This is a genomic window from Variovorax sp. PDC80 (assembly GCF_900115375.1).
Lineage (GTDB): Bacteria > Pseudomonadota > Gammaproteobacteria > Burkholderiales > Burkholderiaceae_C > Variovorax.
In genome coordinates this window covers 122,919-143,849 of the sequence record NZ_FOWG01000017.1, presented here as the reverse complement: position 1 = coordinate 143,849, position 20,931 = coordinate 122,919, and the positions used below count along the sequence as shown (strand labels likewise).

The window sequence follows — 20,931 nt, the reverse complement described above, 5'->3', positions numbered from 1 at the left end:
CCGCTCGTCTTCTTTTCTGACCCCGTGCCGCTGCAGACCGTCGAACCCCAACGCCTCTATCGCCAGATCGCCGACCAGCTGCGCGCGCTGATCGGCCAGGGCGAGTTCGCCGTGGGCGCGCGCCTGCCGGCCGAGCGCGACCTGGCCAAGCAACTCGGCGTGAGCCGCCCCTCGGTGCGCGAGGCGCTGATCGCGCTCGAGGTCGAGGGCTGGGTCGAGGTGCGCACCGGCTCGGGCGTGTACGTGCTCGACCGCTCGCACCGCGCGAGCGCGCCGGTGGCGCCCACCGAGTGGGGCCCGCTCGAGCTGATCCGCGCGCGCCGCGTGATCGAGGGCGAGACCGCGGCCATCGCGGCGCAGATGGGCAAGCGCAAGGACGTCGATGCGATGACGCGCGCCATCGAGGTCATGCGCGAACTGGCCGACCGCACGGTGATGCCGCTCGAGGGCGACCGCGCCTTCCACCTCGCGATCGTCGGCGCCAGCGGCAACGCGGTGCTGATCGAGACGGTGCAGAACTTCTGGGACTCGCGCAAGGGCCCGATCTTCACGCGCCTGGGCGGCTACTTCGAGACGGTGTCCTCGTGGCGCTCCGCCATCGCCGAGCACGAGGCGATCCGCGACGCGGTGGCCGCGCGCGACGCCGAGGCCGCGCGCGCCGCGATGCACGAGCACATGGACAAGTCCCACCAGCGATTCAGCGCGAGCTGGCGACGCGCGAAGCCTTCCTGACTTCTCGCCAGCGTTCCTTCTTCTTCCTGCCACGACGATAACGGAGACAAGCCACATGACCAGCAGCAGCAGAAACAGCAAACGCACCGCCCTCAAGGCCCTCGCCGCCTGCGCCCTCGCGGCCGGCGCGCTCGGGGTATCGGGCCTGGCCTCGGCCCAGACCAAGCTCAAGTGGGCCCACGTCTACGAGACCTCGGAGCCCTTCCACAAGTACTCGGTGTGGGCCGCCGAGGAGATCAAGAAGCGCACCAACGGCAAGTACGACATCCAGGTGTTCCCGGCCTCCAGCCTCGGCAAGGAGGCCGACATCAACCAGGGCCTGACCCTGGGCACGGTCGACATCATCCTGTCGGGCGCGAGCTTCGCGGGCCGCACCTACACGCCGCTCGCGATCTCCTACTTCCCGTTCATCTTCCGCGACGCCGAGCACCAGCTGAAGTACGCGAAGAGCGACGTGTTCAGGGAGCTCGCCAAGGGCTACGACGACAAGAGCGGCAACCACATCACGGCGCTGAGCTACTACGGCGCGCGCCACGTCACCTCGAGCGCCGCGCGGCCGGTGAGCAAGCCCGAGGACATGAAGGGCCTGAAGATCCGCGTGCCCGACGCGCCGGCCTACCTCGCCTTTCCCAAGTCGCTGGGCGCGAACCCGACGCCGATCGCCTTCGCCGAGGTCTACCTCGCGCTGCAGAACGGCACGGTGGACGCGCAGGAGAACCCGCTGCCGACCATCGAGGCCAAGAAGTTCTACGAGGTGCAGAAGAACATCTCGCTGACCGGCCACATCGTCGACTCGCTGCTCACCATCTGCTCGGGCCAGCTCTGGGGCCGGCTGTCGGCCGACGAGAAGAAGATCTTCAGCGAGGTGATGGAGGAAGCGGCCGAGCGCACGGGCCGCGAGATCATCGCCTCGGAGGCGCGGCTGGTGGACGAGTTCAAGAAGAAGGGCAACAACGTGATCACGGTCGACAAGAACGTGTTCCGCGAGGCCGTGCTCAAGGCCACCAAGCCCACCGACAACGGCTACCGCCAGCAGGACTACGACCGCATCCTCGCGATCAAGTAGGCCCCGGCCCCGCCGCCCTTCCCATCCGCCTCGCACGGCCGGCCCCTCCCGCACCAGGGGGCCGTGCCGCGAGCGCCGACCATCCGCGAGGAGATCGTTTTGAGCGACGAGAAAATCATCGACGAAGAAGGCCACTTCCATGCGCAGGACGAGGCCGTGGACCTTTCCGACACCATCGCCGAGGGCTGGATCGCGCTCGCGTTGTTCTGGCTGCTCGGGCTCACGGTGTTCTACCAGTTCGTCACGCGCTACGTGATGAACGACTCGGCCGCCTGGACCGAGGAGATCGCGCGCTACATGCTGATCGGCGTGGTGTTCATCGGCGCGGCGATCGGCGTGGCCAAGAACAACCAGATCCAGGTCGACTTCTTCTACCGCTACCTGCGCGGCGCGCCGGGGCTGTGGCTGTCGCGGCTGGTCGACCTGCTGCGCGTGGCCTTCTTCCTCGCGGCCATCGTGATGACGGTGCAGATGATGATGAAGATCGGCAACCAGACGCGCATGACCATCGTCGATGCGCCGATGAACATCGTCTACGGCCTGTGCCTGGCCGGCTTCGCCGCGATGGCCTGGCGCTCGGTGCAGGTGCTGCGCATCCACTGGCGGCGCGGCTACAGCGTGCTCGAGCGTCCCGAATCCACCCTCGCCGACCGCTGAGGCCGCGGCAGACCCGGTTCCCACACCATGCTGAAAATCATCTTCCTCTTCTTCATGGCCGGCGGCATCCCGGTGGCCATCGCCATGGCCGGCGCCTCGCTGGTCTACATCCTGGTGAGCGACAGCACGCTGCCGCCCTTCGTGGTGATCCACCGGATGGTCGGCGGCATCGACAGCTTCCCGCTGCTGGCGGTGCCCTTCTTCATCCTCGCCGGCAACCTGATGAACAACGCCGGCATCACCACGCGCATCTACAACTTCGCGCTCGCGCTGGTGGGCTGGCTCAAGGGCGGCCTGGGCCACGTGAACGTGCTGGGCTCGGTGATCTTCGCGGGCATGAGCGGCACGGCCATCGCCGACGCGGCCGGCCTGGGCACCATCGAGATCAAGGCCATGAAGGAGCACGGCTACTCCACCGAGTTCGCGGTGGGCGTGACCGCCGCCTCGGCCACGCTGGGCCCGATCATCCCGCCGAGCCTGCCGTTCGTGATCTACGGGATGATGGCCAACGTCTCGGTGGGCGCGCTGTTCCTCGCGGGCATCCTGCCGGGCATCCTGCTGGCGATCCTGATGATGCTGACGGTGGCCTACTACGCGCACAAGAACAAGTGGGGCGCGGACATCAAGTTCTCGAGCACGCGGCTGTTCAAGGCCCTGGTGGAGCTGGCGGTGGTGATCGGCTGGCCGCTGCTGCTGTGGGTGGTGGTGGCGAAGTTCGACGCGCCGGCGCAGCTCTCGGTGTTCGTCGGGCTGGCCTCGCTGTTCGTGCTCGACAAGCTCTTCGACTTCGAGGCGCTGCTGCCGATCATGACGCCGGTGCTGCTGATCGGCGGCATGACGACCGGCCTGTTCACGCCCACCGAGGGCGCGATCGCGGCCTGCGTGTGGGCGATGATCCTGGGCTTCGCCTGGTACCGCACGCTGTCGTGGCGGATGTTCGTCAAGGTCTGCCTCGACACCATCGAGACCACGAGCACGGTGCTGTTCATCGTGGCGGCCGCCTCGATCTTCGGCTGGATGCTGACGGCCACCGGCGTGACCACCGACATCGCCAGCTGGGTGCTGGGATTCACCAAGGAGGCCTGGGTCTTCCTGCTGCTCGCCAACCTGCTGATGCTGTTCGTGGGATGCTTCCTGGAGCCGACCGCCGCGATCACCATCCTGGTCCCGATCCTGCTGCCCATCGCCACCCAGCTGGGCATCGACCCGATCCACTTCGGGCTCGTGATGGTGCTCAACCTGATGATCGGCCTGCTGCACCCGCCGATGGGCATGGTGCTGTTCGTGCTGGCACGCGTGGCCGGCCTGAGCTTCGAGCGCACGACGATGGCGATCCTGCCCTGGCTGGTGCCGCTGCTGCTGAGCCTGGGCCTGATCACCTACATGCCCAAGCTCGTGCTGTGGCTGCCGAAGATGTTCTACTGACGATGAACCCCTACATCAGACTCCATCCCGCCGACGACGTCGTCATCGCGCGCTCGCAACTGCTCGGCGGCACCGTCGTCGAGAACGTCAAGGTCCATGGCCTGATACCGCCGGGCCACAAGGTCGCGATGCGCGCCATCGCGGCCGGCGAACCGGTGCGCCGCTACAACCAGATCATCGGCTTCGCGAGCAAGCCGATAGCGCCCGGCGAGCACGTGCACGTGCACAACCTCGACATGGGGCCCGACAAGGGTGACTTCGCGCGCGACTACGCCTTCGGCGCCGACGTGAAGCCCGCGCCCGCGAAGCGCGAGGCCACCTTCATGGGCATCAGGCGCGCCGACGGCCGCGTGGCCACGCGCAACTACATCGGCGTGCTGACCAGCGTGAACTGCTCGGCCACGGCCGCGCGCGCGATCGCCGACCACTTCTCGCGCAAGACCAACCCGGCGGCGCTCGCGGCCTTCCCCAACGTCGACGGCGTGATCGCGCTGACGCACGGCACCGGCTGCGGCATGGACACGCAGGGCACGGGCATGCAGATCCTCGAGCGCACGCTGACCGGCTATGCCACGCATGCCAACTTCGCGGCGGTGCTGGTGGTGGGCCTGGGCTGCGAGGCCAACCAGATCAACGCCTGGCTCGCGACCGGCAACCTCGCCGAGGGCGAGAACCTGCGCGTCTTCAACATCCAGGACACGGGCGGCACGCGCAAGACGGTCGACAAGGGCGTGGCGCTGATCGAGGAGATGCTGCCGCGCGCCAATGCCGTGACGCGCGAACCCTGCAGCGCGGCCCACATCACGATCGGGCTGCAGTGCGGCGGCTCCGACGGCTATTCGGGCATCAGCGCCAACCCCGCGCTGGGCGTGGCGGTCGACCTGCTGGTGGCGCACGGCGGCACCGCGATCCTCAGCGAAACGCCCGAGGTCTACGGCGCCGAGCACCTGCTGACGCGGCGCGCGGTGCGGCGCGAGGTGGGCCAGAAGCTGGTGGACCGCATCAAGTGGTGGGAGCACTACACGGCCATCAACGAGGGCGAGATGAACAACAACCCCTCGCCGGGCAACAAGGCCGGCGGCCTCACCACCATCCTCGAGAAGTCGCTGGGCGCGGTGGCCAAGGGCGGCACCAGCAACCTCGAGGCGGTCTACGAATACGCCGAGCCGGTGACGGCGCACGGCTTCGTCTACATGGACACGCCGGGCTACGACCCAGTGAGTGCCACGGGCCAGGTGGCCGGCGGCGCCAACCTGATCTGCTTCACCACCGGCCGCGGCTCGGCCTACGGCTGCGCGCCCTCGCCTTCGCTCAAGCTCGCGACCAACTCGGCGCTGTGGAAGCGGCAGGAGGAGGACATGGACATCAACTGCGGCGAGATCGTCGACGGCACGGCCTCGATCCAGGAGATGGGCCAGCGCATCTTCGAGCTGGTGCTGGCCACGGCCTCGGGCACGCCCTCGAAAAGCGAGCAGCACGGCTACGGGCAGAACGAGTTCGTGCCCTGGCAGGTCGGCGCGGTGATGTAGGAGCGCACGGCCGATGACGACGCTTCCCTTCGGTGCGCTGGAAGGCACCGGCTTCGAGACGCTGGACCCGCGCTTCACGGGCCTGGTGCCCAAGCCCGAGCGGCTCGAGCGGCTGTGGACCGGTGGGCGCTGGTGCGAGGGCCCGGCCTGGTTCGGCGCGCTGCGCACGCTGGTGTGGTCCGACATTCCGAACGACCGCCTGCTGCGCTGGGACGAGCGCAACGGCCAGGCCGCGGTGCTGCGCGAACCCGCGAACAACACCAACGGCAACACCGTCGACCGCCAGGGCCGGCTCGTGAGCTGCGAGCACCTGGCGCGCCGCGTGGTGCGCACCGAGCACGACGGCTCGATCACCGTGCTGGCCTCGCACTGGCAGGGCCGGCGGCTCAACTCGCCGAACGACGTGGTGGTGCATTCGGACGGCGGCGTGTGGTTCACCGACCCGAGCTACGGCATCCTGTCGGACTACGAGGGCCTGCGCGCCGACAGCGAGATCGGGGCCTGCCATGTCTACCGCATCGATCCGGCCAGCGGCGCGGTCGAATGCGTGGCCAACGACTTCGTGAAGCCCAACGGGCTGGCCTTCTCGCCCGACGAATCCCTGCTCTACATCGCCGACACCGGTGCGAGCCATGACCCGGACGGGCCGCGGCACATCCGCCGCTTCTTCGTCAACCCCGACAACAGAAGCCTGCGCGGCGGCGAGGTGTTCGCCGAATGCAGCGCGGGCCTGTTCGACGGCTTCCGGCTCGACACCGAAGGCCGGCTCTGGACCAGCGCCGCCGACGGCGTGCATGTCTACCACCCCGACGGCACGCTGCTGGGCAAGCTGCGCGTGCCCGAGCGCGTGGCCAATGTCTGCTTCGGCGGGCCCAAGCGCAACCGCCTGTTCGTCTGCGCCACCACCTCGCTCTACGCCATCACCGTGAACGCCAAAGGAATCTGAACCATGCCGAGAACACTGCAGGCCGACAGCCTGCAATCCACCGTCGCGAGCATCCTGCGCGCCGCGGGCAGCCAGCAGGCCGAGGCCGAACAGGTCGCGGCCAACCTCGTGATGGCCAACCTCAGCGGCCACGACTCGCACGGCGTGGGCATGCTGCCGCGCTACATCGACGCGGTCGCCGAAGGCGGACTGCATCCCAATGCCTCGGTGCGCATCAACCTCGACATCGGCACCCTGCTCTCGCTCGACGGCCAGCACGGCTACGGGCAGGTGGTGGGCGTGCAGGCGATGGAGCTCGGCATCGAGCGCGCGCGCCGCCACGGCAGCTGCATCCTCACGCTCGCGCACGCGCACCACCTGGGCCGCATCGGCCACTTCGCCGAGATGGCGACCTCGCACGGGCTGGTGTCGATGCACTTCGTCAACGTGCTCTCGCGCCCGGTGGTCGCGCCCTGGGGCGGCGGCGACGGACGCTTCGGCACCAACCCTTGCTGCATCGGCATCCCGCTCGCGGGCGCCGAGCCCTTCGTGCTCGACTACGCCACCAGCCGCGTGGCGCAGGGCAAGATGCGCGTGGCCCACAACAAGGGCGAGCGCGTGCCCCCGGGCTACCTCATCGACGAAAACGGCGCGCCCACCGACGACCCCGGCGTGGTGGTGGTGCCGCAGGGCAACGGCCTGTTCGGCGCGCTCATGACCTTCGGCGAGCACAAGGGCTACGGCATGGCGCTGGCCTGCGAGCTGCTGGGCGGCGCGCTGACCGGCGGCGGCACCTGGCACCGGCCGGCCGACACCAGCCGCAGCGTGCTCAACGGCATGCTCACCGTGCTGATCGATCCCGAGCGCCTGGGTACCCAGGCCAGCTTCGACCAGGAGTCGCGCGAATTCGTCGAGTGGCTGCGCCGCAGCCCGCCGGGCCAGGGCTTCGACGCGGTGCAGATCGCGGGCGAGCCCGAGCGCCAGGCGCGCGCGGCGCGGCGGCGCGACGGGATCTGGGTCGACGATGCGACCTGGGGGGAGATCGTGGCGGCGGGGGCGAAGGTGGGGGTCGCGGTCGCCGCCTGAGCGCGCTCAGCTCTTGCTTGCGTCGTGCGCCGGCTTGCCGACCTGCACGCTGGTGTCGTCGCCCCTGATCTTCGCCTGCACCGCCTTGATCGCCTTCTCGAGCCGCGCGCCATAGTCGGCATCGGCCTGGCGGAAGTAGCTCACCGAACGGTCGATGATGTCCTGGCGCGTGACCGCGCCCAGGCCGCCCGCGATGCTCTGGACCAGGCGCTCCTTCGCGGCCTCGTCCATCAGGCGGTAGAGGTCGCCGGCCTGCACGAAGTCGGTGTCCTCGGGGTGCTGTTGCCATTGGTGGCTGCCGGTCCAGCCGTGGATCTGCAGCGGCGCGTAGACCGGCTCGTTGCTCTGCTTGGGCGCATCGCTGAAGCTGTTGGGCTCGTAGTTCGGGCCGCGGCCGCCGTTGCCGTCGCCACGCATCGCGCCGTCGCGGCCGTAGTTCTGCGCCGTGGTCGCGTGCGGCCGGTTCACGGGCAGCTGCGTGTGGTTGATGCCCAGGCGGTAGCGCTGCGTGTCGCCGTAGCTGAACAGGCGGCCCTGCAGCATCTTGTCGGGCGAGGGGCCGATGCCGGGCACGAAGTTGGCCGGGTTGAACGCGGCCTGCTCGATCTCGGCGAAGTAGTTGTCGGGGTTGCGGTTCAGCGTGAGGATGCCGATGTCGATCTTCGGGTAGTCCTTGTGCGACCAGACCTTGGTCAGGTCGAAGGGATTGAAGCGGTAGGTCTGCGCCTCGGCCACCGGCATGATCTGCACCTGCACGCGCCAGCTCGGGAACTCGCCGCGCTCGATCGAGTGCAGCAGGTCGAGGTGATGGTGGTTCGGGTTCTCGCCGCCCACGCGCTGCGCTTCTTCCGCGACGAAGGTCTCGATGCCCTGGTTGGTCTTGAAGTGGTACTTGACCCAGAAGGCCTCGCCCTGCGCGTTGACCCACTGGAAGGTGTGCGAGCCGAAGCCGTCCATGTGGCGGTAGCTCCTCGGAATGCCGCGGTCGCCGAACAGCCAGGTGAACTGGTGCGTGGCCTCGGGCGAGTGCGAGAAGAAGTCCCAGGCGTTGTCGGGTTCCTGCACGTGGCTGTAGGGGTCGCGCTTCTGCGAATGGATGAAATCGGGGAACTTGAGCGGATCGCGGATGAAGAAGATCGGCGTGTTGTTGCCGACCAGGTCGTAGTTGCCTTCCTCGGTGTAGAACTTGAGCGCGAAGCCGCGCGGATCGCGCACCGTGTCGGCCGAGCCCAGCTCGAGCGCCACGGTCGAGAAGCGCGCCAGCACCTCGGTCTTCCGGCCGACCTGGCCGAGGAATTTCGCCTTGGTCCATTTCGTGACGTCGGCCGTCACCTCGAAGGTACCGAAGGCACCCGAGCCGCGCGCATGCACCACGCGCTCGGGGATGCGCTCGCGGTCGAAGCGCGCGAGCTTCTCGATCAGGTGATGGTCCTGCATCAGCACGGGGCCGTTCACGCCGGCGGTCTGCGACTGCTGGTTGTTCTCGACGGGCGCGCCGTTCTCGGTGGTGAGCTTGCGGGGATCGGTCATTGGGCTTTTCCTATCGGTTGTGGGAGCCCATTTATTTTCATCAATAGGCAAAGCCGTTTTCATTGGCTTTGCCTATGTCACCGATAACGCGAGGAAGCTCTGTTCAGCGTGCGATGTCGCGCCAGCGCGATGCGAAGGCCGCCTCGGAGAAGTCTTGGGCGCGTTCGCGTGCCAGCCGGCGCATGCCCGCCAGTTCGCCGGCCGGCTTCGCGAGCAGCGTGCGCGTGAGTTCGACGAGCTGTTCCTGCGTGTCGTAGCAGAAGCCGTTCACACCGTGACGCACGGTGGCCGACGGACCGCCATTGCCGACCACGATCGGGATCGCGCCCACCGACATGGCCTCGACGACGCTGATGCCGAAGTGCTCGCAACGTTCGGGTTCCAGGGTGGCGTCGACTTCGTAGCCTGCGCCATGCCAGTACACCGAGGCATCGGCATAGATGCGGGCCAGCGCCTGCGGCGAGGCATTGAGATGGAAATGGACCGGCAGACCCTCGGCGAGGCGCTGACACTCCGCGAGGTAGGCGCGGTGCGGCGGCTCCGGGCGCAACGAACCGACGAGGTGCAGCTCGGTCCGGACGCCCGACGCGTACAGGTCGCGAAAGGCACGGATCAGCATGTCCTGCCGTTTGCAATGGCCGCCGGCAAAGAAACGCCCCACCGACACGATGCCGCCGGCGCGCGGCGCCTCATCGGGTCCGGCCGGCTGCATCAGCGCGACCGGGGGGTAGAGCACATGAATTTCCTGTTCGGGCAGACCGTGCGCAGCCAATCGCTGCCGCATGTGGTCGCGCGCGAACGGCGAATTCATGACGATGGCCTGATAGTTGCCCGACCAGGTCCGCCGGCGTTCGAGATCTTCGGCCGGCCAAGGAAACGGAAACTGACAGTAGTACAGGTTTCTGCGTCCCAAAGGCGCGATGGGTGGCGCGACTTCGTTCCCCATGGTCACGAACAGGTCGAAGCGCGACATGTCCTCGGCCTCCCTGTGGGTGATCAGCCGCAGTCCCCGCAGCGATAGCGACAGTGAATCGGCCAGCTGTGCAATCCGCAGTGACGACCAGCGCTCGGGCGTGACCAGCCAGACCGAATAACCGGCCCGCAGCAGCACCTCGGCCATGCCCAGCAGATAGCGCTCGCCGCCGCCAGGCGTGAGGCTGTAGGGCGTGAACAGCGCGGCGGTCGGAGCATCGAGGACGGCGGGCGCCGCGGCCGGCACGGATGACCCGGCGGGATCGGATGCATCGTGAACGCCGGTGGACAGGTAAGCGCTCCAGCGGCGCGCAAGCAAGGCGCGCTGGACCTCGGGAACGATGGCCTCGTCGGGTGCCGCCGCGAGCATCACACGGGCGGTGGGCACGCAGCGCGTGGCGAAACCCGCATGGCCGATCCGCAGGCAGAGTTCGGCGTCCTCGCCGCCACCGGGTTCGTAGGAAAGGTCGAATCCCCGGACGGCATCGAACGCAGCCTTGCGCACCATCAACGCCGCACCGCTCACCTGGTCGACCTTGCGCATCTGCTCGAAGCGCGCGTCGTCTCCGGGCTGGTAACGGCCACGCGGTACTGTCGAGCCGTCATGGTCGATCAGGAGGCCTGCCTCATGGATCGTCCCGTCGGGCAACAGTTGCTTGGGACCCACCACACCGCATGCGGGATCGCCGCGAAGGGCCGATACCAGCGGCAGGAGCCAGCCGGGCGTCGCACGCACGTCGTGCCGCAGAAAGAGCAGGAACTCTCCCCGTGCGTCGTCGGCGGCAACGTTGCGCGCCTCGAAGAAGCGCTGTTCCTGCAGCCGCAGGATGCGGTGCTTGGCGGCATGGTCCGACAGGAACCGGACATCGTCGGGGGCGCTGGCGTTGTCGACGACGATCACCTCGACCGGCGGCCCGCCGGCACCATGCGCCTCGATGCTCTCGAGACAGGCCACCGTGGACTGCGCATGGTTGTCGTTGACGATGACGATCGATACGAGCGGCCAATCGCCGGGGCGGCCGCCTTGTGCGCCCGTCATCGCCGCCAGCGACGCACCAGGTCGCCCAGGTCGCGCAGCGGCTTGGTCAGGCGCATCGAGCGCGTCTGCATCAGCTGCTCCAGGTGCAATTGGCCTTCGCGGTAGACACGCTGCACCTCCTCGCGCAGCACGGCGATCGTGTGGTCTCTGCCAGCGACATCCGCCTCGAGCGCCACGATCCGGGCTTCAGCCCGCGACAAGGCTTGCGAAGCCGCGCGCAATTGCATGGCCAGGCGAAGTTCGGCTCGGCAGCCGTCGATCTCGATGGCCCGCCCCCAGGCTTGCGCGGCGCGAAGTGCATCCGCGGCCTCCGCCACCATGGTGTCTGCGGAGCTCATAGCACCAGGGCCAACAGTGCGTCCAGGTGTTCGGAGGGTTCGCGGCGGAAGCCCGAGCGCGCGAAGCGCTGCAGGCGGCCGACCGCCAGCGAGGTCAGCGCCGAGGCGCGCACCTGCGCATCGACGCTCGGCGTGGCCGAGCCTTCGGCGGCGCGGTCCTCGCGCAGCGCCTGGCGGATGCTGGCTTCGATCTTGTCGAAGAACTGGTTCATGCGCTGCTGCAGCCGCTCGTTCTCGTAGACCAGCGCATCGCCGACCATGACGCGCGTCATGCCGGGGTTGCGCTCGGCGAACTGCACCAGCATCGCGATGATGCGGGCCGCCTGCTCCTTGCCCGTGGCCTCGCGCTCGAGGATCTGGTTGACCAGGGTGAACACGCTCTGCTCGATGAAGTCGATCAGGCCCTCGAACATCTGCGCCTTGCTCGCGAAGTGGCGGTAGAGCGCGGCCTCGCTGACCTCGAGGCGGGCGGCCAGCGCCGCGGTGGTCACGCGCTCGGCGCCGGGCTGCTCGAGCATCGCGGCCAGGGCCTGCAGGATCTGCACGCGCCGCTCGCCGGGCTTGGGACGCTTGCGCGCCGGAGCGGCCGGCGCGGTCTCGGCCTGGGTCTCTGCACCGGGGACGACTGTCTCTTCGTTTTGCATGGGAGGCGCGTGCGGAAGATGTAAACAATTGATTCTCGCACAGCAGTGAGCGCGCGCCTCCCCGCGCGCCCGCTGGCCGCCGGCCCGCCTCGGGACCGGCCTTCGAGGGTGCAACGCGCTCAGCGCGCGCGGATCATCGTGCCGTAGGCCTGATCGGTCAGGATCTCGAGCAGCATCGCGTGCGGCACGCGGCCGTCGATGATGTGCACGGCATTGACGCCGCTCTTGGCCGCATCGAGCGCGCCCTCGATCTTCGGCAGCATGCCGCCCGAGATCGTGCCGTCGGCGAACAGGTCGTCGATCTCGCGCGCGCTCAGGTTGGTGAGCAGCTTGCCGTCCTTGTCGAGCACGCCGGGCGTGTTCGTCAGCAGCATCAGCTTCTCGGCCTTGAGCACGGTGGCCAGCTTGCCGGCCACCACGTCGGCGTTGATGTTGTAGCTCTCGTTCTCCTCGCCGAAGCCGATCGGGCTCACGACGGGGATGAAGGCGTCGTCCTGCAGCGCCTTGACCACGCTCGGGTCGATCGAAACGATGTCGCCGACCTGGCCCACGTCGTGGTGCACGTTGGGATCGGCGCGATCGGCCAGCTTGAGCTTCTGCGCGCGGATCAGACCGCCGTCGCGACCGGTCAGGCCCACGGCCTTGCCGCCGGCCTGGTTGATCAGGCCCACGATGTCCTGCTGCACCTCGCCGGCCAGCACCCATTCGACGACTTCCATGGTTTCGGCGTCGGTCACGCGCATGCCCTGGATGAAGCTGCCCTTCTTGCCCAGGCGGTTGAGCGCGGCCTCGATCTGCGGGCCGCCGCCGTGCACCACCACCGGGTTCATGCCGACCAGCTTGAGCAGCACCACGTCCTCGGCGAAGTCGGCCTGCAGCGCCGGGTCGGTCATGGCGTTGCCGCCGTACTTGATGACGATGGTCTTGCCGTGGAACTTGCGGATGTACGGCAGCGCCTGGGCCAGGATCTCGGCCTTGTCGCGCGGGGGAATGTTGAGGACGGGGTCGGTCATGGGCGGTCAGGCTCCGGGACGGTGAACGATGGGACGGGATTCTCGCAAAGACGAACGATCAGGGTCGCAGCCAGCGCGGCACCTTGAATCGCACGATCATCAGGTAGGCGCCGACATAGGTCGTGACGAACAGAAGACAGAAGAACATCAGCACCCAGGTGTTGTTCCAGAACAGCACCGCGGGCACCACCGACATCGCGGCGAAGATCCACAGGTAGGGCGAGGTACGGTTGTTGCGCGCGAGCAGCTGGCGCGCCTCGTCGTCGGCGAAGGCCACGCGCACGATGCGGCGGAAGATCAGCTGGTGGAAGTGCAGCGCATCGGCCGTGCCCGGCGACTGGCCGCGCGCGAGCTTGCGGTAGATGGAGAACAGGGTCTCCCACACCGGATAGATCAGCAGCAGCATCGGGAACCAGGGCGAGACCACGCGATGGCGCTGCACCAGCGTCACGCAGGCCACGGCGATCACCATGCCCCAGACGTAGGCGCCGCCGTCGCCCGCGAAGATCTTGCCGCGCGGGTAGTTCCAGATCAGGAAGCCGAAGGTCGCGCCGACCAGGCAGACCATCATGGCCGCGAGCTGGCGGTCGCCGAGCTGCAGCGCCACGTGCGAGATCGCGAGGCAGACCAGCACCGCCACCGTGCCCGCGAGGCCGTTGTAGCCGTCGATGATGTTGAAGGCATGCGGCAGGCCGCCGATGGCGAGCGCGGCGAACAGCACCGAGGCATAGGGCACGGCCGCGAGCCAGCCGTCGACCAGCGGGATGCCGGTGCGCGCGAGGCTCAGGCCGTGCACCCAGCACACCAGCAGCGCCGCGCCCAGGGTGAGCATCAGCCGCCAGCGCACCTGCACGCGCTGCGTGACGTCCTCGACGATGCCGCCGAGCACGGCCGGCAGGATGCAGACCAGCATCAGCATCGAGGCCGAGGCGGGCCACGAGACGTTGAACGGATCGGTGCCGGTGATGCCGGCCGCGAGCCAGGCCACGCCCATGCCGAGGATGATGCCCGCGCCCCCCAGGCGCGGCACATGGCCCTTGTGGAAGCGCTGCGGCATGTCGGCACCGTACAGCCGCGCATGGCGGCGCGCGCGGCGCATGAAGATCTGGACCGCGAAGGCGGCGACGAAGAAGCTGATGACGATCAGGGCAATCATGGGTGGTAGCGGGGCCCCTAGAATCCCCGGGCGAAATTAGACCATGGCCACCCCCGCTACGACCTCCCCCGCCGTCACGATTTCGATCGTGAGCCACGGGCAGCTCGAACTCGTGCGCCCCCTGCTCGACCAGATCGACCGCTTCAGCCGCGAACAGGTGGCCAAGGTGGTGCTGACGCTGAACATCCCCGAGTCCGACGCGCCGCTGGCCGGCGCCGCCTGGGGCTTCGCGCTCGAACGCATCGAGAACGCGCAGCCCAAGGGCTTCGGCGCCAACCACAACCAGGCCTTCGAGCGCTGCGCCACGCCATGGTTCCTGGTGCTCAACCCCGACATCCGCTTCGATGCCGACGTGCTGGCGCCGCTGGTCGCGCTGGCGGCACCCGACGCGGGGCTGCTCACGCCCCGCATCATGGAGCCCGGCAAGCGCGAGCCCGAGCAGCACCGCGACATCCTGACGCCGCTCGAGATCCTCACGCGCAAGAAGCCCGGCTATGCGCGCCCGGCCGTCCCGGCCTGGGTGCCGGGCCTGTTCATGCTGTTCCGCGCCGAGGCCTATGCCGCCGTTCGCGGTTTCGACGAGCGCTTCTTCATGTACGGCGAGGACTTCGACATCTGCGCGCGGGTGCAGCTGGCCGGCTGGCGGCTGCAGGTCGGCGAGCAGCTGCGCGCGCGACACGACGCGCAGCGCGCGAGCCACCGCAGCAGCAAGTACCTCTACTGGCATGTCACCAGCCTGCTGAAGATCTGGGCTTCGGGCGCGTTCTGGCGCTATCGCCGGCTGCGCCGCCAGGCGGCCTGATCGGCCCCGACCCTCAGCCCAGCAATCGCCGCAGCGAGCGCACCCCGGGCAGCCGCGTCAGCTTGCCGATGGCGCGGATCAGCCCCGGCGGGCTGTGCTCGGCCATGAAGACGGTGGCGCGCAACTCGAGCTTCTTGCGGCCGCTGACCGCCGGGCTCGCATAGACGATCGCCGCGTACTCGGCGAGCACCGCGCTCATCTCGGCGCGGTTCGGGTCGTTGGCCTTCACCGCCTCGATCACGTGGTCCATGAAGAAGCGGCCGAAGCGCGGCATCAGGCAGTCGCGCAGCACATAGCGGTTGCGCCGGGGTTCGTCGGGGAACATGCCGACCAGCTTCTTGAAGTACTTGAAGCGGCTGCGGATCATGCGCATGTCGAACGAGGTGCTGCCGGTGTGGATGCACCAGACCGTGACCACCTTGTCGATGAAGTGGTTCGTGAAGCCCTTGCGGAAGATGCGCAGGAACAGGTCGTCGTCCTCGAAGCCCATGAACTGGGTGTCGAAGCCGCCCACCGCGTCGAAGGCCTTGCGCGTCACGATCGCGGCCGAGGGCAGCACGAAGATGTCGTGGCGCAGCATCTCGAAGATGTTGGTCTTCGGATGGTGCAGCGTGTGGTCCTTGACCATCGCCGCGCGGATGATGTTGCCCTCGCCGTCGGCCTCGGCCAGGTCGGCATAGACGAAGCCCAGGCGCGGGTCGTCCGCCGGGATGCCCTTGACCAGGATCTCGATGTGGTTCGACAGGTAGAAGTCGTCCTGGTCGAGGAAGCAGATGTACTCGGCCGTCGAGGCCGCCACGCCGGCGTTGCGCGCCGAGCCCTGGCCGCCGTTCTCCTTGTCGAGGATGCGGAACGGGAAGCGCGCGGCCAGCGCGTCCAGGCTGGCGCGCTCCTCGGGACGCGAGCCGTCGTTGACCACGATGACCTCGCTGGCCGGCATCGACTGCGCGAACACGCTCGCCACCGAGCGCTCGATGAAGGCCGCGCCGTTGTAGAACGGGATCACGACCACCACGGTCGGCGGCACGGGGACGGAGGTCTGGGGGATGTGGCTCACGGATGGCTCTGGAATGGATCAGACGGATTCGAACAGATCGCGCACCACGCCGCGAAAACCGCGGCCGAACCGGTCGTAGCGACCCGTTCGGGCCTCGCGCAGGATCGGCAGCACGCGCGCCCAGCGCGAGGCCGGCAGCTGCGTGCGGAAGCGCTGGTGCACGATCTTGCCGCGCAGCTTGTCGAGGGTGTCGGCAGTCACCGGGCGGCCGGCGCGCGCCACCTGCTCGAGGCGTTCGAGCAGCAGTTCGGCCTTGCGCGCGCGCTCGACGTGGGTGGTGCCGCGCGAGGCCAGGGCCTTGCGCACCTTCTCCATGAAGGTGTCGCGCCGCGCGCCGATCTGGTTGCCGCCATGCTGGCGGTAGTCGATCAGCTGCGCCTCGACGGTGTCGATGCGCGCGAAGGCCGAGGCCACCGTGGCGATCCACTCGTCGTGCACCCATTCGACCGGGAACGGCAGCACCGCGTCGAGCAGATCGCGGTGGAACACCGTGGTCGCGCCGGTGACGATGTTGCGGCGCAGGAGCACGTCGAAGGCCTGGCCCGCATGCATGCGCTCGATCTCGCTGGCCGTGACCTCGATCGCATGGAACAGCGTGCCGCCCAGCGGCGCGCCCTGGGCGTCGACGAGGCGCGCGTCCGAGTGCAACAGCCGCAGCTCGGGCCGGCGCTCGAACTCGGCCACCAGCCGCTCGAGCCGCTCGGGCACCCAGGCATCGTCCTGGTCCGACAGCGCGATCAGCGTGCCGCTGCAGGCGCGCACCGCCTGCTCGAAGTTCTTGACCACGCGCAGGCCGACGGGATTGACGATGACGCGCAGCGCGATCGCGAGGCCGGGCCGCTCGCGCAGGCATTCCTCGACAGTGGCGCGCGCCACCTCGACGCAGGCATCGCGCGAGGCGTCGTCGGACAGCACGATCTCCATCGGCGGCCGGGTCTGCAGGCAGATGCTGCGGACCTGCTCGCGCACGAAGCGCTCGCCGTTGTAGGTGCACAGGGCGACCGAGACGCTCAGCGGCTCGGCGGCGGCGGCCGGGGCCACGCTCATGGCGCCGCCACCTTCGCCACGCGCGGCGGCCAGGCGTAGCTGAAGTCCTCGATCGCGAGGCTCAGGTTCGGGTTGTAGGCCGGGTCGTTGAAGAGCAACTCGCCCCAGCGCTGCTTCATGTAGCCCTCCTCGCCGAGGAAGCGCTGGATCTGCGCCTCCGACAGGTCCGAGGGCCGCGTGGCCGATTCGTGGTGGTAGAGCTCGGCATGGGGCGTCCAGACGTTGCGGTAGCCGGCCTCGCGCACCCGCAGGCAGAAGTCGACGTCGTTGTAGGCGACCTTGAGGTTCTTCTCGTCGAGCCCGCCCACCTGTTCGTAGAGCGCGCGCCGCACGATCAGGCAGGCGGCCGTCACGGCCGAGAAGCCCTGCAGCAGCGCCGCGCGCCCGAAGTAGCCGGCATCGCCCTGGCCGAGCCGGCGATGCGCATGGTCGGCCACGCCGCCACGGTAGCCCAGCACCACGCCCGCATGCTGCAGCGTGTTCTCGGGATACCAGAGCCGCGCGCCCACGGCGCCCACGCCGGGCTGCAGCGCGATCGAGACCATCTCGCCAAGCCAGTCGGGCGAGATCACCTCGATGTCGTTGTTGATGAGGCCGAAGACCTCGCCCCTGGCGACCGCCGCGGCCTGGTTGTTGAGCGCCGAGTAGTTGAAGGGGCTGTCGTCGCGCAGCACGCGCACGCCCGCACGCGCCGAGATCTCCTCGAAGTAGCGCAGTGCCTCGGGGTCGTCCGAGCCGTTGTCGATCAGGATGATCTCGTAGCGCGGGTACAGGGTCTTCTCGAGGATGCTCTCGATGCACTGGCGCACCAGCTTCAGGCCGTTGCGCGTGGGGATGAACAGCGACACCAGCGGCGGCTCGGCCGGCAGCGCATGGCGCACGCGGAAGCCCGCGCCCGCGCGCTCGGCCGTGGCCTCGATGCCGCCGCGCGCCAGGTGCGCCTGCAGCGCGCGCTCGCCGCCCTCGGGCGCGTACTCGGCCGGGTCCATCGCATGCACCGCGTCTTCGGAGGCGACATGGCGGTGGTACAGCGCCTTCGGCACGTGGACGATGCGCGCCGCATCGAGGCGCTCGGCCGCGCGCAGCACCAGGTCGTAGCGCGCCGCGTCGCCGAAGCGCTCGTCGAGCCGGCCCACCTCGCGCAGCAGCGGCGCCGCGAAGAAGGCGAGCCGCGAGACGAAGTCCTGCGAGCGCAGCAGGTCGAGGTTCCAGTCGGGCTTGAAGTACGGCGCCGAGCGTTGCCCGTCGGCCGCGATGCGGTCCTCGTCGGTGTAGATCAGAGCGGCCTCGGGCCGGGCCACGGCGGCCTCGGCCACGCGCCACAGCGCATCGGCCGCCAGCGCATCGCGCGCGTCGCAAGCGGCGAGCCAGCCGTCGGCACCGGGGTCGGCAGCGTTGAAGGCCTGCGCGAGCGTCGCCTCGGCGAACTCGATGCGCGGCTCGGCCGCGGCCAGCCGGTCGGCCAACGCCTTGACCGCCTGCGCCGTGCCCGGTCCGGCCGCGAGCACCAGCCGCCAGTGCGCGAAGACCTGGTCGCGCACCGAAGCCACGGCGCGCTCCGCCTGCTGCGCATCGGCGCCATCGAGCGCCATCACCAGCACGAAGCCGGGCTGGCGCGGCCAGCCGGCGGCCTGCGCTTCGAGCGCCTGGCGCTGGGCCGGCGCGAGGGGAGCGTCATGGCGCTTGACCCATTCGCGGTACTGGAAGCGGTCGGGCCGCGAGGCATCGGCCATCAGCGGCGGGCCGTCGTTGCGCAGCAGCACGCTGACCGAGCGCACCACGCCGCGCAGGCCCGACTGGCGCAGGATCTTCACGGCGCGGCGCGCGGTGCCGCCGAGCCCGCCGCCCTTGTAGAGGGCGTTGGGGATGAAGCTCAAGGCCCGCAGGAGGCGGTTCATGGCCGCACCTCCGGCAACGGCCTCGGTGGCCAGGCCAGCGCGAAATCTTCCGAAGCCAGGCTCAGGTTGGGGTTGTAGGCGGGATCTCGTTCGAGCACGGCGGCCCAGCGGGTCTTCATGTGGTTCTCTTCTCGCGCCGCGCGTTCGCGCTGGGCCGGGTCCAGGTCGCGTGGCCGGGTGGCCGATTCATGGTGGTAGAGCTCCGCATGCGGCGTCCAGACGTTGCGGTAGCCGGCCTCGCGCAGCCGCAGGCAGAAGTCGATGTCGTTGTACGAGATCTTGAGGTTGGCGGCATCGAGCCCACCCACCTGCTCGTAGACAGCCTTGCGCACCACCAGGCAGGCGGCGGTCACCGCCTCGAAGGACTGGATCAGCTGGGCGCGGTTGAAGTAGCCGCCCTCCGCGCGCGGCAGGTGCTTGTGGGCATGGCCGGCGATGCCGCCGATGCCCAGCACCACGCCCGCGTGCTGCACCGTGCCGTCGGGATAGAGCAGCTTCGCGCCCACCGCGCCCACATCGGGCTGCAGCGCGATCGCCACCATCTCCTCGAGCCAGTCGGGCGTGATGACCTCGATGTCGTTGTTGATCAGCGCCACCACCTCGCCATGCGCCTGCGCCACGGCCGCGTTGTTGAGCGCCGCGTAGTTGAACTCACCGTCGTCGCGCAGCACCTGGAAGCCCGGCTGTTCACGCAGCTCGGCGAAGTAGCGCAGCGCCTCGGGATCGGTGGAGCCGTTGTCGACCAGCAGGATCTCGTAGTCGGGATAGGTCGAGAGCGAGACGATGCTCTCGAGACACTGACGCACCAGGCCCAGCGCGTCGCGCGTGGGAATCACCAGCGACACCTTCGGCCACCGGGCAGGCGCCGCCAGCCGGGTGCGGTAGCCGTGCGGCGTGCTCTCGCTGCGCGCGGCCAGGCCGATACGCTCGAAGTGCTCGTCGAGGGCCCGTTCGCCCGCGATCTCGGCATAAGGCTTGGCGCCGGCCGACTGGGCCGTGCTCTCGGCGTGCGCGCGCCAGTGGTAGAGCACGTGCGGGAGGTGCCGCACTTGCCGCAAGGGGTCGATGCGCTCGATGCAGCGCAACGCGAGGTCGTAGTCCTGCGCGCCCTCGAAACCCTTGCGGAAGCCGCCGACCTCGAGCACCAGCGCGCGCTGGTAGACGCCGAGGTGCGAGAACATGTTCTGCGAGCAAAACAGCTCGGGATTCCAGTCGGGCTTGAAGTAGGGGTTGTAGCGCCGGCCCGTGGCGTCGATCTTGTCCTCGTCCGAATAGACCATGCGCGCCGCGGGATCGGCATGCAGCACATGGGCGACGCGCAGCAGCGCGTCGGGCGCGAGCAGGTCGTCGTGGTCCATCAGCGCCACCCAGTCGCCGCCGGCCAGCGCCAGTGCGCTGTTCGAGGCCTCGGAGATATGACCGTTGACCGGCCGGCGCACCCAGCGGATGCGGCTGTCCTCGGCCGCCGCGGCCTCGAGGAGGGCCGCCACCTGGGGATCGGTCGAGGCATCGTCGGCGATGCAGAGCTCCCAGTGGTCGTAGGTCTGGGCGCGCACCGAGGCGATGGCTTCGCGCAGCCAGGCCGGCCGGGGATTGTAGGTGGGCATCAGCACCGAGATCAGCGGGCGCTCGGGCCAGCCTCGGGCCTCGGCCGCGAGCGCCGCCAACGGCGCCGCCTGCAGGGCCGCCGACTGCGCGATCCATTCCGCATAGTTGCCGCCCGCGATGCCCGCCGGCAGTGGCGGCCCGCCGCGCAGGCGCTGCACCACCCGGCTGGCCCAGCGCACCGGGGTCGTGAGCCGCCAGCTGGTCGAGCGCTCCATGGCGGCCACCTGCTGCTCGAGCGCATGCACGCGAGCCTGCAACTGGGCCTTGGTCAGCTCGGCGGGGCGTACGGGTCGGCGTCTCCCTGTGGGTGCGGCGGGCAGCGTGGGCCTCATAAAATACGGTCGATCATCCCGAAAACTCGCGCCGAGGCCATGGCCGCGCGAAGAAAAGGCCGGTGGTGCGCATTC

The 20,931-nt window shown here is 69.1% G+C and carries 18 protein-coding genes; 8 read left to right on the top strand and 10 right to left on the bottom strand.

Features of this window, described 5'->3' with window-relative positions:
* Window positions 1-24: 24 nt before the first annotated feature.
* The 7 genes from BM109_RS35850 (at window position 25) to BM109_RS35820 (ending at window position 7,420) form a co-directional block, all read left to right on the top strand.
* Entirely contained in the window at window positions 25-732 is a 708-nt protein-coding gene (locus tag BM109_RS35850; RefSeq protein ID WP_093353965.1) for a FadR/GntR family transcriptional regulator, read from the top strand.
* A gap of 55 nt (window positions 733-787) precedes the next feature.
* Window positions 788-1,798 carry a sialic acid TRAP transporter substrate-binding protein SiaP gene (locus BM109_RS35845; RefSeq protein WP_218159444.1) on the top strand — a complete coding sequence of 337 codons (1,011 nt, stop codon included), beginning with the start codon at window positions 788-790 and terminating at the stop codon, window positions 1,796-1,798.
* A 99-nt stretch (window positions 1,799-1,897) separates the two neighbouring features.
* Entirely contained in the window at window positions 1,898-2,455 is a 558-nt protein-coding gene (locus BM109_RS35840) for a TRAP transporter small permease (protein ID WP_093353963.1), read from the top strand.
* A 27-nt stretch (window positions 2,456-2,482) separates the two neighbouring features.
* Window positions 2,483-3,880, top strand: coding sequence for a TRAP transporter large permease (locus tag BM109_RS35835; protein ID WP_093353960.1), 1,398 nt, complete (start codon window positions 2,483-2,485; stop codon window positions 3,878-3,880).
* A 2-nt stretch (window positions 3,881-3,882) separates the two neighbouring features.
* Entirely contained in the window at window positions 3,883-5,409 is a 1,527-nt protein-coding gene (locus BM109_RS35830; RefSeq protein ID WP_093353958.1) for a UxaA family hydrolase, read from the top strand.
* Between the two features lie 13 nt (window positions 5,410-5,422).
* Window positions 5,423-6,355 carry an SMP-30/gluconolactonase/LRE family protein gene (locus BM109_RS35825; RefSeq protein WP_093353956.1) on the top strand — a complete coding sequence of 311 codons (933 nt, stop codon included), beginning with the start codon at window positions 5,423-5,425 and terminating at the stop codon, window positions 6,353-6,355.
* Window positions 6,356-6,358: 3 nt separating this feature from the next.
* Entirely contained in the window at window positions 6,359-7,420 is a 1,062-nt protein-coding gene (locus BM109_RS35820) for a malate/lactate/ureidoglycolate dehydrogenase (RefSeq protein ID WP_093353953.1), read from the top strand.
* Between the two features lie 6 nt (window positions 7,421-7,426).
* On the opposite strand, the gene BM109_RS35815 is transcribed toward BM109_RS35820, so the two are convergent.
* The 6 genes from BM109_RS35815 to BM109_RS35790 all read right to left on the bottom strand — a co-directional run bounded on the left by BM109_RS35815 (window position 7,427) and on the right by BM109_RS35790 (window position 14,112).
* On the bottom strand, window positions 7,427-8,950 hold the full coding sequence (locus BM109_RS35815) for a catalase (RefSeq protein WP_093353951.1): 1,524 nt from the start codon (window positions 8,948-8,950) through the stop codon (window positions 7,427-7,429).
* A gap of 103 nt (window positions 8,951-9,053) precedes the next feature.
* Entirely contained in the window at window positions 9,054-10,961 is a 1,908-nt protein-coding gene (locus tag BM109_RS35810; protein ID WP_093353948.1) for a glycosyltransferase, read from the bottom strand.
* Window positions 10,958-11,299, bottom strand: a complete 342-nt coding sequence (locus tag BM109_RS35805; protein WP_093353945.1) for a hypothetical protein — start codon at window positions 11,297-11,299, stop codon at window positions 10,958-10,960. The genes BM109_RS35810 and BM109_RS35805 overlap by 4 nt, the downstream gene beginning before the upstream one ends.
* A complete protein-coding gene (gene slmA, locus BM109_RS35800; protein WP_093353943.1) occupies window positions 11,296-11,943 on the bottom strand; it encodes a nucleoid occlusion factor SlmA in 648 nt (215 codons plus the stop codon). Before slmA ends, BM109_RS35805 begins: the two co-directional genes overlap by 4 nt.
* Window positions 11,944-12,062: 119 nt before the next feature.
* Entirely contained in the window at window positions 12,063-12,956 is an 894-nt protein-coding gene (gene argB, locus BM109_RS35795; RefSeq protein ID WP_093353940.1) for an acetylglutamate kinase, read from the bottom strand.
* A gap of 58 nt (window positions 12,957-13,014) precedes the next feature.
* Window positions 13,015-14,112 (bottom strand): glycosyltransferase family 4 protein, encoded by a 1,098-nt coding sequence (locus BM109_RS35790; RefSeq protein ID WP_093353938.1) that lies wholly within the window; start codon window positions 14,110-14,112, stop codon window positions 13,015-13,017.
* 43 nt (window positions 14,113-14,155) lie between these two features.
* On the opposite strand from BM109_RS35790, the gene BM109_RS35785 reads away from it, so the two are divergent.
* The gene (locus tag BM109_RS35785; protein WP_093353935.1) at window positions 14,156-14,914 is read left to right on the top strand and encodes a glycosyltransferase family 2 protein; all 759 of its coding nucleotides are present in this window, start codon (window positions 14,156-14,158) and stop codon (window positions 14,912-14,914) included.
* 13 nt (window positions 14,915-14,927) lie between these two features.
* Here BM109_RS35785 and BM109_RS35780 read toward each other — a convergent pair whose 3' ends face one another.
* Genes BM109_RS35780 through BM109_RS35765 form a run of 4 tightly spaced genes read right to left on the bottom strand, consistent with a single transcriptional unit; the run spans window position 14,928 to window position 20,856 of the window.
* Window positions 14,928-15,971: a glycosyltransferase family 2 protein gene (locus tag BM109_RS35780; RefSeq protein WP_256223006.1), complete on the bottom strand. Its 1,044-nt coding sequence runs from the start codon at window positions 15,969-15,971 to the stop codon at window positions 14,928-14,930.
* Between the two features lie 18 nt (window positions 15,972-15,989).
* Complete coding sequence (locus BM109_RS35775; RefSeq protein WP_093353930.1) at window positions 15,990-17,018, bottom strand: glycosyltransferase family 2 protein; 1,029 nt, start codon at window positions 17,016-17,018, stop codon at window positions 15,990-15,992.
* Window positions 17,015-18,916: a glycosyltransferase family 2 protein gene (locus BM109_RS35770; protein WP_093353928.1), complete on the bottom strand. Its 1,902-nt coding sequence runs from the start codon at window positions 18,914-18,916 to the stop codon at window positions 17,015-17,017. The genes BM109_RS35775 and BM109_RS35770 overlap by 4 nt, the downstream gene beginning before the upstream one ends.
* On the bottom strand, window positions 18,913-20,856 hold the full coding sequence (locus BM109_RS35765) for a glycosyltransferase family 2 protein (protein WP_256223005.1): 1,944 nt from the start codon (window positions 20,854-20,856) through the stop codon (window positions 18,913-18,915). The genes BM109_RS35770 and BM109_RS35765 overlap by 4 nt, the downstream gene beginning before the upstream one ends.
* Between the last annotated feature and the right edge of the window lie 75 nt (window positions 20,857-20,931).

Excerpts from the sequence above, each read along its gene's own strand:
- BM109_RS35845 (WP_218159444.1), top strand. The coding sequence starts at position 788 with ATGACCAGCAGCAGCAGAAACAGCAAACGCACCGCCCTCAAGGCCCTC.
- BM109_RS35835 (WP_093353960.1), top strand. The coding sequence starts at position 2,483 with ATGCTGAAAATCATCTTCCTCTTCTTCATGGCCGGCGGCATCCCGGTG.
- BM109_RS35830 (WP_093353958.1), top strand. The coding sequence starts at position 3,883 with ATGAACCCCTACATCAGACTCCATCCCGCCGACGACGTCGTCATCGCG.
- BM109_RS35825 (WP_093353956.1), top strand. The coding sequence starts at position 5,423 with ATGACGACGCTTCCCTTCGGTGCGCTGGAAGGCACCGGCTTCGAGACG.
- BM109_RS35820 (WP_093353953.1), top strand. The coding sequence starts at position 6,359 with ATGCCGAGAACACTGCAGGCCGACAGCCTGCAATCCACCGTCGCGAGC.
- BM109_RS35815 (WP_093353951.1), bottom strand. The coding sequence starts at position 8,950 with ATGACCGATCCCCGCAAGCTCACCACCGAGAACGGCGCGCCCGTCGAG.
- BM109_RS35810 (WP_093353948.1), bottom strand. The coding sequence starts at position 10,961 with ATGACGGGCGCACAAGGCGGCCGCCCCGGCGATTGGCCGCTCGTATCG.
- BM109_RS35805 (WP_093353945.1), bottom strand. The coding sequence starts at position 11,299 with ATGAGCTCCGCAGACACCATGGTGGCGGAGGCCGCGGATGCACTTCGC.
- slmA (WP_093353943.1), bottom strand. The coding sequence starts at position 11,943 with ATGCAAAACGAAGAGACAGTCGTCCCCGGTGCAGAGACCCAGGCCGAG.
- argB (WP_093353940.1), bottom strand. The coding sequence starts at position 12,956 with ATGACCGACCCCGTCCTCAACATTCCCCCGCGCGACAAGGCCGAGATC.
- BM109_RS35790 (WP_093353938.1), bottom strand. The coding sequence starts at position 14,112 with ATGATTGCCCTGATCGTCATCAGCTTCTTCGTCGCCGCCTTCGCGGTC.
- BM109_RS35785 (WP_093353935.1), top strand. The coding sequence starts at position 14,156 with ATGGCCACCCCCGCTACGACCTCCCCCGCCGTCACGATTTCGATCGTG.
- BM109_RS35775 (WP_093353930.1), bottom strand. The coding sequence starts at position 17,018 with ATGAGCGTGGCCCCGGCCGCCGCCGCCGAGCCGCTGAGCGTCTCGGTC.
- BM109_RS35770 (WP_093353928.1), bottom strand. The coding sequence starts at position 18,916 with ATGAACCGCCTCCTGCGGGCCTTGAGCTTCATCCCCAACGCCCTCTAC.
- BM109_RS35765 (WP_256223005.1), bottom strand. The coding sequence starts at position 20,856 with ATGAGGCCCACGCTGCCCGCCGCACCCACAGGGAGACGCCGACCCGTA.